Annotated in this window: 12 protein-coding genes and 1 pseudogene; 5 read left to right on the top strand and 8 right to left on the bottom strand. The window is 64.8% G+C overall.

The annotated features are described in order from the left end of the window. Positions 1-2,888: PAS domain S-box protein (locus tag AC5JJ6_RS21115; protein ID WP_496043947.1), on the top strand; the 2,888-nt coding region annotated here is incomplete at its 5' end. 10 nt (positions 2,889-2,898) lie between these two features. Here AC5JJ6_RS21115 and AC5JJ6_RS21110 read toward each other — a convergent pair. After that, positions 2,899-3,642: a transporter substrate-binding domain-containing protein gene (locus AC5JJ6_RS21110; RefSeq protein WP_496043946.1), complete on the bottom strand. Its 744-nt coding sequence runs from the start codon at positions 3,640-3,642 to the stop codon at positions 2,899-2,901. Between the two features lie 308 nt (positions 3,643-3,950). Here AC5JJ6_RS21110 and AC5JJ6_RS21105 point away from each other — a divergent pair, with 308 nt between their 5' ends. After that, positions 3,951-4,487, top strand: a complete 537-nt coding sequence (locus AC5JJ6_RS21105; RefSeq protein ID WP_496043945.1) for a septal ring lytic transglycosylase RlpA family protein — start codon at positions 3,951-3,953, stop codon at positions 4,485-4,487. 112 nt (positions 4,488-4,599) lie between these two features. Here the strand turns inward: AC5JJ6_RS21105 and AC5JJ6_RS21100 are convergent, their stop codons facing one another. Beyond that, positions 4,600-4,926 carry an HPF/RaiA family ribosome-associated protein gene (locus AC5JJ6_RS21100; RefSeq protein WP_496043944.1) on the bottom strand — a complete coding sequence of 109 codons (327 nt, stop codon included), beginning with the start codon at positions 4,924-4,926 and terminating at the stop codon, positions 4,600-4,602. A gap of 66 nt (positions 4,927-4,992) precedes the next feature. Beyond that, positions 4,993-5,250 carry a hypothetical protein gene (locus AC5JJ6_RS21095; RefSeq protein WP_496043943.1) on the bottom strand — a complete coding sequence of 86 codons (258 nt, stop codon included), beginning with the start codon at positions 5,248-5,250 and terminating at the stop codon, positions 4,993-4,995. Between AC5JJ6_RS21095 and AC5JJ6_RS21090 the strand changes: the two genes are divergently transcribed. Next, on the top strand, positions 5,237-6,931 hold the full coding sequence (locus tag AC5JJ6_RS21090) for a sensor histidine kinase (protein ID WP_496043942.1): 1,695 nt from the start codon (positions 5,237-5,239) through the stop codon (positions 6,929-6,931). The two genes, AC5JJ6_RS21095 and AC5JJ6_RS21090, sit on opposite strands and share 14 nt — an antisense overlap. A 122-nt stretch (positions 6,932-7,053) precedes the next feature. Then, positions 7,054-7,977 (top strand): calcium-binding protein, encoded by a 924-nt coding sequence (locus AC5JJ6_RS21085; RefSeq protein WP_496043941.1) that lies wholly within the window; start codon positions 7,054-7,056, stop codon positions 7,975-7,977. Positions 7,978-7,994: 17 nt separating this feature from the next. On the opposite strand, the gene AC5JJ6_RS21080 is transcribed toward AC5JJ6_RS21085, so the two are convergent. Then, positions 7,995-8,690 carry a GntR family transcriptional regulator gene (locus AC5JJ6_RS21080; protein ID WP_496043940.1) on the bottom strand — a complete coding sequence of 232 codons (696 nt, stop codon included), beginning with the start codon at positions 8,688-8,690 and terminating at the stop codon, positions 7,995-7,997. Between the two features lie 93 nt (positions 8,691-8,783). Here AC5JJ6_RS21080 and AC5JJ6_RS21075 point away from each other — a divergent pair, with 93 nt between their 5' ends. Then, a complete protein-coding gene (locus tag AC5JJ6_RS21075) occupies positions 8,784-9,995 on the top strand; it encodes a benzoate/H(+) symporter BenE family transporter (protein ID WP_496043939.1) in 1,212 nt (403 codons plus the stop codon). 57 nt (positions 9,996-10,052) lie between these two features. Here AC5JJ6_RS21075 and AC5JJ6_RS21070 read toward each other — a convergent pair whose 3' ends face one another. The 4 genes and pseudogenes from AC5JJ6_RS21070 to AC5JJ6_RS21055 form a co-directional block, all read right to left on the bottom strand. Further along, positions 10,053-11,801 (bottom strand): ABC transporter substrate-binding protein, encoded by a 1,749-nt coding sequence (locus AC5JJ6_RS21070; protein WP_496043938.1) that lies wholly within the window; start codon positions 11,799-11,801, stop codon positions 10,053-10,055. A gap of 81 nt (positions 11,802-11,882) precedes the next feature. Beyond that, complete coding sequence (locus tag AC5JJ6_RS21065; RefSeq protein ID WP_244619442.1) at positions 11,883-12,176, bottom strand: DUF2160 domain-containing protein; 294 nt, start codon at positions 12,174-12,176, stop codon at positions 11,883-11,885. 16 nt (positions 12,177-12,192) lie between these two features. Continuing rightward, positions 12,193-13,035: a carbohydrate ABC transporter permease gene (locus tag AC5JJ6_RS21060; protein ID WP_429647206.1), complete on the bottom strand. Its 843-nt coding sequence runs from the start codon at positions 13,033-13,035 to the stop codon at positions 12,193-12,195. Beyond that, positions 13,032-13,257 (bottom strand): annotated as a pseudogene (locus tag AC5JJ6_RS21055) (sugar ABC transporter permease); the annotation flags it as partial. The gene AC5JJ6_RS21060 and the pseudogene AC5JJ6_RS21055, both read right to left, overlap by 4 nt.

The following is a 13,257-nucleotide window of genomic DNA, read 5'->3' as shown; positions in this document are numbered from 1 at the left end:
GTTCGCTGCTGGCCGGCGGTCTGGCACTCAGCCTCCTGACCCTCAACGTGATCCCGGGCACTTCGCTGGCCCACAACCTGTTCCATGCCGGAGCGGCCGTCTCCTCGGTCATCTTCGCCATCGGCATCGCGGGCCAGTTCAAGACCCGCCAGGAGGAAAAGGAACGGGCGCTCCGGCTCAGCAACGAGCGCTTCGCGCTTGCGGCACAGGACGCCAGCGCCGGGCTGTACGACTGGGATCTGGTCAACGACACGGCCTACTATTCCCGCCGCATGGCGGAACTGGTAGGCGGCACCGCCGCCGAACTGTCGGCCGACACGGGAAACTGGATGCTCCGGGTCCACCCCGCCGATCTCGAACGGGTGCGCCGCGCCTATCGCGCTTTCCTCAAGAGCCGGTCGATCACCGTGTCGCTGGAATACCGCGTCCTCGCCGCCGACGGCAGGCTCCGCTGGGTTTCCACAACCGGAGCCGCCGTGCGCGATCCCGCGACCAACCGGGTGATGCGGGTCGCAGGATCGACCGCCGACATCACGGAACGGAAACGCGCGGAAGACGGCCTGCGCGCGTCCGAGTCGCTGAAGGCCGCCGTCATCGCCTCCTCGCTCGACTGCATCATCACCAGCGATCCCGAAGGCCGCATCATCGAGTTCAACCCGGCGGCGGAGCAGACCTTCGGACAGTCGCGCGATGCCGTGATGGGCAAGGTGCTGGTCGATCTCATCGTCCCGCGCCATTTGCGCGGCCGCCATGCGGAGGGGCTGCGCAAGGTCTTCGGCAACCGCGAGCACCACTTGCTCGGCCGCCGGGTAGAGGTGGAGGCGATGCGTGCCGATGGCAGCGTCTTTCCGGTGGAACTGGCGGTCAACGAGGTCCAGGCAGGCGGCCAGAGCGTTTTCACGGCCTTCGTCCGCGACATCACCGAACGGCGTCAGGCCGAAGCGGCGCTTCGGACAAGCAGGAGCGACCTTGCGGAAAAGACCCGCTTCCTGGAAACCGTGCTGGATACCGTGGCCCAGGGAGTGACGGTGATGGACGCCGATCTCAGGATGCGGCTGGTCAACAACCGTTTCGTCGCGATGTACGGCTATCCGGCGGAGCTTGGGAATCCCGGGACGCCGCCCGCCTCCCTCATCCGTGACGGAACCGGATCGGAAAAGCCGGACGGGCGCGAGGTCGACGAAGCCTTGGCGCTCGTCCGCGAGACACCCGATACCCGCCTGGAGGAAACCCGCCCGGACGGCCGCGTGATCGAGGTGTTCCGCCGCCCGATGGAGGATGGCGGCATGGTTGCGACCTACAGCGACATCACCCGCCTGAAGCAGGCGGAGCGCGAGGCCAAGGCAAGCGAAGCCCGGTTCCGCGGCATCCTGGAAGCGCATCCGGTGCCGGTCGTCATCACGTGGCTGGACGACGGCAGCCTGATCTACGCCAGCCCGCGCAGCTACGAGATCTTCGCCTTTGGCGATGCGGGAGTGGACGGCATCAAGGGCCGCGACTTCTGGGCCGACGAGGACAAGCATGCCCAGGCCCGCCGGCTGCTGATGGAAGACGGTTCCATAGACCTGATGGAAGTGTCGTTGCGCCGCCGGGACGGCAGCACCTTTCCGGCGGCGATCTCGGCGCAGGCGATCGAGCTGGATGGCCGAATGGCGGCGATCACCGGCATCTACGACCTGACCGACAAGAAGCGGGCGGAGGCGGAGATCGCCCGCCAGCGGGAAGCCCTGGCCCAATCAGAGAAGCTGGCGGCCATGGGGTCCCTGCTGGCCGGCGTGGCGCACGAGCTGAACAACCCCCTTTCCGTCGTGGTCGGCCAATCCGTGCTGATGCAGGACACGGCGCCGGACGAGAAGACCGCCCAGCGTGCCCGCAAGATCCAGCTTGCCGCCGACCGCTGTGCCCGGATCGTCAAGACCTTCCTGTCGCTGGCACGGCGCCGCCCGCCCGAACGGCGGGAGGTGGACTTGAACGAAACCGTGGTGTCCGCGATCGAACTGGTGACCTATGCACTCCGCACCGACGAGATCGGCCTGGTGCTGGACCTGGCGGACGGATCGCCGCACCTGTGGGCCGATCCGGACCAGTTGAACCAGGTCGTGACCAATCTCGTGGTCAATGCCCAGCAGGCGCTCCAGTCATCGCCCCGCCCGCGCCGGATCGCGATCGCCACCCGCTTCGACCCCGATGCCGGTGCGGTCCGCCTGACGGTTTCGGACAACGGCCCGGGCGTTCCGCCCGATATCCGGAACCGCATCTTCGATCCCTTCTTCACGACCAAGCAGGCAGGCGTCGGCACCGGGGTCGGGTTGTCGCTGGTCCACAACATCGTCTACGGCCACGGCGGCACGATCACGCTGGGCGAGACGCCGGGCGGCGGCGCCACCTTCGCAACGGAACTTCCCGTATTGGCCGGCATGCCCCAGGCGGCCGGGTCCGGCCCCCGAGAGGTGCAGGGGCGGACGGCGGCGCTGAGGCTCCTGATCGTCGACGACGATCCCGAGATCGCGCTGACCCTCGCGGAGATGCTGGAGCCGGACGGGCACGCCATCGACATTGCCGAGAACGGTGCCGAGGCGCTGGAGAGGCTTGCCGGCCAGTCGTTCGACCTGATCATCAGCGACCTTCGGATGCCGGAGCTGGACGGCCCCGGGCTCTACCGGGAACTGGCGGCACGCTATCCGGACATGCTCGACCGGATCGTCTTCGTCACCGGCGACACTCTCGGCAGCGGCGTCCGGGACTTCCTGGAGGAAACCGGCGCTCCTGTGGTCGAAAAGCCCTTTGAGCCGGACGACCTCCGCGAAGTCATGACCCGGATCGTCTCCGTCCCGCGAAGCGGCGCGGCCGTGCGTTCGATGGACGTCCGCTCAGTAGATGCTCGATAGATGCAGATGCTCAATAGATATTGAACGGGAAGTACCGGGCATTGACCCGGAGATAGGTGCCGTTCCTCAAGACCTTGTCGATCGCCCCGTCGAACCGCGAACGCAGGTCCTGGTCATCCGGCCGCAGGACCACGCCGATACCCTCATCCGTGTAGATCGGGCTGCCCACCCAGTTGAAGGCGGCGCCCTGCGGTGTGTTGAGGAAACTCCATAACGCCAGCCCATCGCCGAGTACGAGATCCAGCCTGCCTTCGATCAGGGCCGACAGCATTTCGTCGTGATCGGCATAGAGCGTCGGTTCGACCGCGGCGCTCAGGTTGCGGGCAATGTAGTCGGCATGGACGGTCCCCTTCCCGGCCCCGATGCGCCGCCCGGCGAGTTCGGCCGGGTTTATCTTCAGGGTCAGGTTCCGTTCGGCGATGAACCGGATCGGCGTGGAATAGTATTTCGCCGAAAACGACAAGTACTTTCGCCGCTCCGCCGTGATCGCGACGCTGCCCATGATCGCATCGATCCGCCCCGCCAGGAGCGCCGGAACCAGATCTCCGAACTTCATCGTTTCCCATTCGCAGGAAACGTCGACGATGTCGCAAAGCCGGTTGCCGAGGTCCACTTCGAACCCGGTCAGCCGGCCGTCCGCATTACGATAGGAGAAAGGCGGATAATTCCCTTCGGTGCCGATGCGGATCGATTCGCACCGCGCCTCGATAGCCGTCCATGAAAGCAGCGCCAGGGCGAGCCAGAATACTTTCATGACGCGGCAAGCCCCCGTTCGGTCGATCAGGTTCCGGAAAGTGCTCGCCGGACGCTATCGACCAAACGGGGTAGTGTCAACGACCGGCGGCAAGCGGTCTCAGCGCAGTCCAAGGAACGACAGGATGGCGATGATGACGACGATGACACCGATGATGACGAAGATGTTAGGCATTATTGGCTCCATAAGCAGGACTTAGTCGACACAAAACGTCCAAATTGCGACAATGTTCCTTAATTTCCATAACTGGAACAAAATCACCGGCTGACGTGTTGGTTGTTCAGGGTCAACAACGTTCGGCAAGACTGATGACATTCAAAAAAGCTCTGGCGACCGCACTGCTCACGGCAGCATTTTCACTTCCCGTTACCTTTATCGATACTGTACCCGCCTCCGCAGCCTCCTCCGCCACCAAGTCCGGCGATACCGCCGTCAAGTCCAAAACAGCCGAGTCCAAGCCTGCTAAAGCTCGGACTGCCAAAGCCGGCGCCGCCAAGGCGAAGCCCGGCAAGAAGCCCGATTTCCGGCAGGTCGGTACCGCCTCCTGGTACGGTCCAGGCTTCAACGGCAAGAAGACCGCCAGCGGCAAGCGGTTCGACCAGAACAAGCTGACCGCCGCTCACCGCTCGCTCCCGCTCGACACGGTTGTCAAGGTGACCAACCTCGACAACGGCAAGGCCGTCAATGTGGAGATCAACGACCGGGGCCCCTATTCGGGAAAAAGGGTCATCGATCTTTCCCGAGCCGCCGCCCGCAAGCTCGACATGACCGACGACGGCACAGCCCGCGTCCGGATCGAAGTCGCGGAACTTCCCGGCTCCGGCGCCCAGTCCTCAGCGGATTGACCCTCCACGGATCGTCCCCAAGGGAATCGGCCCTGGACCTTGCGCCGCCTTGCGGATTTAGGCACCGGCCGGGATGCGGCTGCAAGCTGTTCCCGGCCGGCGGCACGCCACCTTACTTGTCCTTGTAGTCCCTCAGCATCCGCTCGGCGGTTTCGAAGGCGTCCTTCAGGACGGTATAGACGTCGGGGTCGGCAAAGCGTTCATGCGCGCGGTTGGGTTCCTTGCTGACCACCAGATCGTCCCCCGGCACCGACATCTCGATCCGGACACGGAAAACATTGCCTTTCTGGTGCTGTTTATGCGGCGCCTCGACCACGACCCGGCACGCCACCAGCCTTGGAAACATTTTCTCCAGCTTGGCAACGCGCTCACGCACCCGCGCTTCGACGGCTTCGGAGGCTTCCAGGTTATGGAATGCGAGCTCCAGAGGAACATCCATGGTGATTCACCCTCATCTCTTCTTTCGAACGACGCACTTAACAGATTGCAATCGGGTTCGGCACTGTCAAAACAGACCTTTCTGCCCATGTTTCGATCGATCTTTGTACGAAAGTCGAACGATAATCTTCTGATTTTTAAATACATCCTGAGTGTCTTTGGCGTCACCCATAATATCGCTTGCACGCAGCTCAGTATTTCCCCCAAAACTATGGGGCAAAGTTAAGACTGCGGTAATAGACCAATGCTGATAATCTATCCAGCGTGGGGCGATCGTCCTTCGATCAGGGCGACGTTTAGGAGAGAGCAGCTTGTCGAATGACATTGACGTCCGGGATCATGGCCAGGACCATGGATCGATCTTCAACCAGGACGCGGTCGTGCGCTTCGCCCGCTCAGGCGGCACGTCGGCCCTGATGGCTCCCCTGACCGTATCCCATGACGCAGCTTCTTCCCGGCTGCTCGGCCGAATCCTTGCCGCCGTCAGCAGATTGGACGAGTATCCGTCCATAGAAACGAGCCTGTCCGACATCTCGTTATTGCTCAACGACATTCCCGGCATTTCACGCGCCGAGTTCGAGATCGACCATGCCGCCGGCTTCAGCGGCGACGACTTCAATGGCGAAGACTTAGACGAAGACGATCGGATTTCCCCTACGGAAATCTCCGCCGATCCGGGCGCCGGTACGGCTCCCGCCGGCGATTGGACATCCGGCGGTCTGCGTCTGGTCCCCGGCAGCGCCGCCGGAGACGACCGGAACTCGGCGATACCGCTCCGCGCCGGACGGACGCTGTACGGCTGGCTTCGCCTGCGCCATGACAGCGGCGCTCCGCCGCGCCGGGTCACCGCCGAACTGGAAGCGATCGGGCGCCTTGTAGCCCTGCACCTGGAGAAGCGCCAAACCATCGCTCTGCTGGAGCGCGCGAACAACGACATGGCCGAAGCACACCTGACGCTGGAGCAGGACCTGTACTGCCTTACGGTGGAGAACACCCTCCTCGCTGCCGTCGCCCAGTCCCAAGGCCGCGCCTTGCGTGGCATGGCCCCCGATCTGTCGCTCTCCCCCCTGCTCGACACGCTGAAGGGCCTGACCCGCGCCCGCCATGTCGAAGTCTCCGGCACCTGCGGCCGGATCGAGTTCGACAACCCTGCGCTGATCCTGCCGGCTGGCCCGATGGCCATCGTCGAGGCGGCCGTAAGGGACATCCTGTCCGCGGCGGAAGAGCGGTCCGAACTATGTCAGGCGAAACGCCGGGCCGAGAGGGCGGAGTTCGCCGACCTCGCCAAGACGGAGTTCCTGGCCACCATGAGCCACGAGCTTCGCACTCCGCTGAACGCCATCCTCGGCTTCGCCGAACTGCTGAAGAACCAGTCCTTCGGACCGCTGGGTTCGGCCCGCTACGTCGGCTATGCCGCCGATATCCACGACAGCGGCCAATTGCTGCTCCAGATCATCTCGGACATCATGGATGTGGCGAAGGTGGAGACCGGCCGCATCAACCTGACGCCGGACTGGGTGGACGCCACCCACCTGATGGCGTCGGTCGCCCGCCTGATCGAACCACGTGCCGCGGCAGCCGGCCTCAGCTTCCAGATAGCCCTGCCCGAACAGGCCCTGCCCCGGCTGTGGGCGGACGAGCGGCTGATCAAGCAGGCGCTGCTGAACGTCCTGTCAAACGCGGTGAAGTTCACGCCGTCGGGCGGCAGCATCCGCATGACGGCGATGGTCGAGCCCCTGACCGGAAAAATGGAAATCGAGATCGCCGATACCGGGCTGGGTATCGCCAAGTCCGAACTGTCGAAGGTCTTTGAACCCTTCCATCGCGGCGACGGCGCGATGAACCGCCGTTTCGAAGGGACCGGCCTCGGTTTGCCGCTCGCCCGCTCGTTCGTCGAGCTTCACGGCGGGTCGCTGACGCTCGACAGCGTTCAGGGACAGGGAACCACCGTCCATGTGGCCCTGCTGCCGGCACCGTCTCACGACCGGGGCGAGGATAACCGGTAAGGCCGTAATCCTCGCCACAAGAACACTATCTTACGTAGATTAACGCCTGTACCGAACATCCGGTCCTGACGGTACCCGTCCATGGGAAAATCCCCTGTGATTGTTTTCCGGGAGAGATTGACATGGCGACCATCGAGGGCGGGAACGGCAACGATATCCTGCGCGGCGAAGACGGACAGGATAGGCTTTTCGGCGGCAATGGCTGGGACATCCTTTATGGCGGGGCCGGCGACGATAAACTCTATGGCGAGGGCGGTACCGACACGCTGAAAGGCGAAGCCGGCGACGACGTGCTCAACGGCGGAAGCGGGATCGCGTATCTTTATGGCGGCGATGGGTCCGACCAGCTCTTCTACGACCCGACGGCATCCGATATCCTGACGGTAGGCAACTATCTGGCGCCCAGCATCCTGGACGGCGATGCCGGCATCGATACACTCACCATCAACAACCACGCGACATCCCTGTCGTTCGAGGGCAAGGTCGAACCGGTCAGCACGGATATCTTCATGAGCGGCCGGACCAGCGGCCAGCTCTTCTTCGAAGACAAGTTCGGCTCTTACATCGAAACCGGCAAATTCCAGGAGATCGAGAAGGTCGTCGCCGGCGGAACCGGTAACCTGCAATTCTGCGGCTACGATTCGCCGGGCGCCGGCATCGACGTGACCGGCACGGCTGGAAACGATCTCTTCTACAGCTTCGGCGCCGACGACACGATGCGCGGCGGCGCCGGCGATGACCGCTTCTTCGCGATCGGCGGCCATGACACCATCGTCAGCGGCTCGGGCGACGCCGACCGGTTCTATTTTTCGCCGGACTACTTCTATCTTACGGGGACGGTGGACATAACCGGCTTCAACGGCGCCGGCACCGTAGACGGCGACCAGCTCATCTTCACGGCGAGTCCCGGCGACGAGGCTACCCTCGATGTCTCCACCGCCGGCGGCAAGACGATCTTCGACATGACGACGAAGGCGGGCGCCAGCACCCATGTCACGGTCGATCTGGTCGGACTGGAAGAAGGCATCGATTACTTCTTCGCGTAACGCCAAACACTCGTCGCTCAGCGCTCCGCGAAGAACCGGTCGATCGTCGCCGCCGCCGTTCCGATATGGGACTTGAGAACGGCGGTGGCGCGATCGGTATCGCCCGCCCGCGCCGCGTCCAGCATGGCGCGGTGGTCGTCCTGGGACATGTGCTCCCTGCCCTTCGCGGCAAGGTGAAAGCGCAGATAGCGGTCGAAAGCCGCAAGCTGGCCCTCGACCAGGGCCAGCAGCCGGGGCCGCCCGGCCCTGGCGTAGAGCGACATGTGAAAACGCCGGTTGAGCTCGCCCATCCGGGACGGGTCCGGCTCCGCGTCCATCTCCGCGATCAGGTCGGCGGCGCGGCTGAAATCCTCGTCGTTCAGGTGCGGGATCGACAATGCGAAGGCGGCAGGCTCCAGCGCCAGCCGGATCGCGTAGGTATCCGCCGCGTCGCTGGCCGAAATCTCGGTGACCACGGCGCCCTTGTGCGGCACGAAATCGATCAGCGCCTGCGCTTCCAGCTGGCGCAGGGCTTCCCGCACCGGCATCCGGCTGACGCCGAAGGCTTCCGCCAGATCCTCCTGCCGCAGCGGCGTGCCGCCACCCAGGCTGCCCGACAGGATCGCCGTGCGCAACGTCGCCTCGACGAACTCGGTCGCAGTCCGGTAACGCGGCCCCGACGCCGCGATCAAGCCGGCCAGCGACAGGGAGGCGGCTTCCGAAGCCCGACTCATCCGATATCCATTTGTTGATTGGATCCAATCTTGATGTAGTCTGGCGGAGAACGAACTGCAACAAGTCCATTCTCCTGAGTACGGGAAAAGGGAATGCCCAAAGATCCCAACATCGATTCGGCTCTCCACACCCCCGCGCGGGCTTCCCTGCTGCAACCCGTCACCGCCGGCTTCCTCGCCGCCATCGTCGGCTTCGGCAGCGCCTTCCCGATCGTGCTCCAGGGACTGGCCGGTGTCGGCGCTTCCCCGGCGCAAGCCGCCTCCGGCCTGCTGGCGCTCTGCGTCGTGACGGGACTGCTGGGCGCTGCCCACAGCATCGCGACCCGGCAGCCGGTCAGCATCGCGTGGTCTACGCCGGGTGCGGCCTTGCTGATCTCGACCGGCGTTCCCGACGGCGGATTTGCCGCCGCCGCCGGCGCCTTCATGGTCGCGGCGCTGCTGGTCGTGCTGGCCGGATTGTGGAAGCCCTTCGGCCGGGCCGTGGTCGGCATCCCGATGAGCCTCGCCAGCGCCATGCTGGGCGGGGTCCTGCTGACCCTGTGCCTGGCGCCCGTCAAGGCGGTCGGCGCGGTCCCGGAACTGGCGCTGCCCATCGTCATCGTCTGGGCGCTGGGCTGGCGCTTCGCCCGGCTCTACGCCGTGCCGCTGGCGGTGCTGGTAACGGTCGGCATCGTCGTCTTCGCGACCCCGATACCGGCGGGAGCGCTGGCGGATATCTGGCCGAAGCCGGTGCTCGTGATGCCGGAGTTCACCATGTCAGCCGCGATCAGCATCGCGCTGCCGCTGTTCATCGTGACCATGGCGTCGCAGAACGTGCCGGGACTGGCCGTCATGCGCGGCAACGGCTACCAGCCCGATGTCGGGCCGGTCTTCATATCGACCGGTCTGTTCAGCGGGATCACCGCCCTGTTCGGCGGGCACGCCGTCAACCTTGCCGCGATCACCGCCGCCCTGTGCGCCGGTCCCGAGTCCCACCCTGACCCCGCGCGGCGCTGGATAGCCCCGGTCGCGAGCGGCGTCGCCTATCTCCTGCTGGGATTGTTCGCCGGTTTCGCCTCCGCCTTCATCGCCGCCTCCCCGCCCCTGCTGATCCAGGCGGTCGCCGGATTGGCGCTGCTGAGCAGCCTTGCCGGAGCGGTGACCTCCGCGATGTCGAAGGAGGATGAACGCGTGCCCGCCATCGTCACCTTCGTCACGACGGCGTCGGGCGTCGGCTTCTTCGGCATCGGCTCGGCGTTCTGGGGGCTGGTGGCGGGCGGCTTGCTGGTGATGTTGCAGCGGGCGGGGCGTTCCGCCGGTTCATGAAGGGAGTTGCCGGGCCAAGGCCCAACAACTCCCCCAAACAACTCAGATGCTCCGTGCTTACCGCACCTTGCCCTGCTTCCAGGCCGACAGAAGCTGCTCGTAAGCGACCGTCTCGCCCATCGGCTTCTCGTTGCTCAGCTTCGGCTTCGGAGCGCCGGGCTGGTCGAACCAGTACTGCGCATCCTGGACCTTGTTGAGCTTCGGACCGCAGGCACCCTGGACGTTGGCGCGTTCCAGGCGGGCCATCACGGCGTCCTGGGCTTCCGCCAGGCTGTCCATCGCCTGCTGCGGGGTCTTCTCGCCCGTCACCGCCTCGGCGACGTTCTGCCACCACAGTTGCGCCAGCTTGGGATAATCCGGGACGTTGGTGCCGGTCGGGGTCCACGACACGCGGGCCGGGCTGCGGTAGAACTCGACCAGACCGCCCAGCTTCGGCGCCATGTCGGTCATCGCCTGGGTCTGAAGGTCGGACTCGCGGATCGGCGTCAGCCCGACCATCGTCTTCTTCAGGGAGGTCGACTTGGCGACCGTGAACTGCGCGTAGAGCCACGCCGCCTTGCGCCGCTCCAGCGGGGTGCTCTTCATCAGCGTCCACGATCCCGTGTCCTGATATCCCAGCTTCATCCCCTCTTCCCAGTACGAGCCATGCGGCGACGGCGCCATGCGCCACTTGGGCGTGCCGTCGGCGTTGACCACGGGCAGTCCGGGCTTGGTCATGTCGGCCGTGAAGGCGGTGTACCAGAAGATCTGCTGGGCGATGGCGCCCTGCGCCGGCACCGGACCGGCTTCCGAGAAGGTCATGCCGCCGGCTTCAGGCGGCGCGTACTTCTTCAGCCAGTCGATATACTTGGTCAGCGCGTAGACGGAGGCCGGGCCGTTGGTGTCGCCGCCGCGCGTCACGCTGGAGCCGGCCGGGTTGCAGCCCTCGACCCGGATGCCCCATTCGTCGACCGGCAGGCCGTTGGGGATGCCCTTGTCGCCCGCACCCGCCATGCTCAGCCAAGCATCGGTGAAGCGCCAGCCCAGCGATGGGTCCTTCTTGCCGTAGTCCATGTGGCCGTAGACGCGGACGCCGTCGATGTTCTTGACGTCGTTGGTGAAGAAGTCGGCGATGTCCTCGTAGGCCGACCAGTTGACCGGCACGCCCAGTTCATAGCCGTACTTGGCCTTGAACTTCTCCTTCAGGTCCGGCCGCGCGAACCAGTCGGCGCGGAACCAGTAGAGGTTGGCGAACTGCTGGTCGGGCAGCTGGTAGAGCTTGCCGTCGGGCGCCGTCGTGAAGCTCTTGCCGATGAAGTCGTTGACGTCCAGCGTCGGCAGGGTCACGTCCTTGCCCTCGCCCGCCATCCAGTCCGTCAGCGGCACCACCTGCCCATAACGGAAATGGGTGCCGATCAGGTCGCTGTCGTTGATATAGGCGTCGTAGACGTTGCGGCCCGACTGCATCTGGGTCTGCAACTTCTCGATGACGTCGCCTTCCTGGATCAGGTCGTGCTTCAGCTTGATCCCGGTGATCTCGCTGAACGCGCGGGCGAGCGTCTTGGACTCGTATTCATGGGTGGTGATCGTTTCCGACACCACCGAGATTTCCATTCCCCGAAATGGTTCGGCCGCCTTGATGAACCATTCCATCTCCTTCAACTGGTCCGCCTTGGACAGGCTGGAAGGCTGGAACTCCTGATCGATCCACTTCTGCGCCGCGTTGAGCTGATCGGCGGTCTGGGCCAGGGCCGGCAGAGCGGCCATCGTCAGCGCCGAGGCCAGCACCGTGCCGGCCAGCAGGGTTCGTCTCACCGTCTTCGACATTGTTTCCTCCGAACCGTTTCTAGTTGTTGTCGTTGCGATCGGACCGGACTCTCCGACATTCACCAGAGAGAGCGGGGGAGTTCAGCCGAACTTCATGACCACCGCCATCCACACCAGCGACACCCCGAACGCGATCCACAGGTTCAGGTCGGTGAAGCCGATGACGGCGAGGTGGATATAGGCGCTGCCGAGAAGGCCGATGAAAAGCCGGTCGCCGCGCGTCGTCGGCATCGGCAGGAAGCCGCGCCGCTCGATCGTCGGCGACACGGTCTGCCACGCCGTCATGGCGGCCAGGATCAGGGCGATGCCGGCGAAGAAGGCGGCGGTCGGTCCCGTCCAGGCCATCCACTCCAGGTCGGCGGCCAGCGTTTCCATGGCGACGGTCCCCTTATCAGACGCGGCCCAGGGCGAAGCCCTTGGCGATGTAGTTGCGGACGAACCAGATCACCAGCGCACCGGGCACGATGGTCAGCACGCCGGCCGCCGCCAGCAGGCCCCAGTCCATGCCGGCGGCGCTGACGGTACGGGTCATGGTCGCGGCGATCGGCTTGGCGTCGACGCTGGTCAGCGTGCGGGCCAGCAGCAGTTCCACCCAGCTGAACATGAAGCAGAAGAACGCGGTGACGCCGATGCCGGCGCGGATCAGCGGCAGGAAGATCGTCAGGAAGAAGCGCGGGAAGCTGTAGCCGTCGATATACGCGGTCTCATCGATCTCGCGCGGCACGCCCGACATGAAGCCTTCCAGAATCCAGACCGCCAGCGGCACGTTGAACAGGCAGTGGGCCAGCGCCACCGCGATGTGGGTGTCGATCAGCCCGAAGGTCGAATAGAGCTGGAAGAACGGCAGCAGGAACACCGCCGGCGGGGCCATGCGGTTGGTCAGCAGCCAGAAGAACATGTGCTTGTCGCCCAGGAAGCGATAGCGCGAGAAGGCGTAAGCCGCAGGCAGCGCCACCGACAGCGAGATCACGGTGTTCAGCGCCACGTACTGGATCGAGTTGAGATAGCCCGTGTACCAGGACGGATCGGTGAAGATCGTCACGTAGTTGGCAAAGGTGATCGTGCGCGGGAACAGGTCGAAGCCGCTCAGGATCTCCTGGTTGGGCCGCACCGACATCGCGATCAGCCAGTATATGGGCAGCAGCAGAAAGACGAAGTAGACGATCAGGCCGATATGGCGTTTGCGGAACCTGCCGGTGGACGGGTTCAGCGCGGGTCCCTTCGCCGTGCTCATCGCGCGTCCTCCCGGTCGGTATGGGTGATGTAGGTGTAGAAGATCCAGGACAGCAGCAGGATCACCAGGAAGTAGATCAGCGAGAAGGCGGCCGCCGGTCCCAAGTCGAACTGCCCGACCGCGATCTGAGCCAGGAACTGGCTGAGGAAGGTCGTGGCGTTGCCCGGACCGCCGCCCGTCAGCACGAACGGCTCGGTGTAGATCATGAAGCTGTCCATGAAG

The organism is Skermanella sp. (genome assembly GCF_059503625.1).
This window is presented reverse-complemented; position numbering and strand designations above follow the sequence as displayed.

Bases quoted from the DNA above. Each gene is read 5' to 3' on its own strand.
- AC5JJ6_RS21110 (WP_496043946.1), bottom strand. From the start codon at position 3,642: ATGAAAGTATTCTGGCTCGCCCTGGCGCTGCTTTCATGGACGGCTATC.
- AC5JJ6_RS21105 (WP_496043945.1), top strand. From the start codon at position 3,951: ATGACATTCAAAAAAGCTCTGGCGACCGCACTGCTCACGGCAGCATTT.
- AC5JJ6_RS21100 (WP_496043944.1), bottom strand. From the start codon at position 4,926: ATGGATGTTCCTCTGGAGCTCGCATTCCATAACCTGGAAGCCTCCGAA.
- AC5JJ6_RS21095 (WP_496043943.1), bottom strand. From the start codon at position 5,250: ATGTCATTCGACAAGCTGCTCTCTCCTAAACGTCGCCCTGATCGAAGG.
- AC5JJ6_RS21085 (WP_496043941.1), top strand. From the start codon at position 7,054: ATGGCGACCATCGAGGGCGGGAACGGCAACGATATCCTGCGCGGCGAA.
- AC5JJ6_RS21080 (WP_496043940.1), bottom strand. From the start codon at position 8,690: ATGAGTCGGGCTTCGGAAGCCGCCTCCCTGTCGCTGGCCGGCTTGATC.
- AC5JJ6_RS21075 (WP_496043939.1), top strand. From the start codon at position 8,784: ATGCCCAAAGATCCCAACATCGATTCGGCTCTCCACACCCCCGCGCGG.
- AC5JJ6_RS21070 (WP_496043938.1), bottom strand. From the start codon at position 11,801: ATGTCGAAGACGGTGAGACGAACCCTGCTGGCCGGCACGGTGCTGGCC.
- AC5JJ6_RS21065 (WP_244619442.1), bottom strand. From the start codon at position 12,176: ATGGAAACGCTGGCCGCCGACCTGGAGTGGATGGCCTGGACGGGACCG.
- AC5JJ6_RS21060 (WP_429647206.1), bottom strand. From the start codon at position 13,035: ATGAGCACGGCGAAGGGACCCGCGCTGAACCCGTCCACCGGCAGGTTC.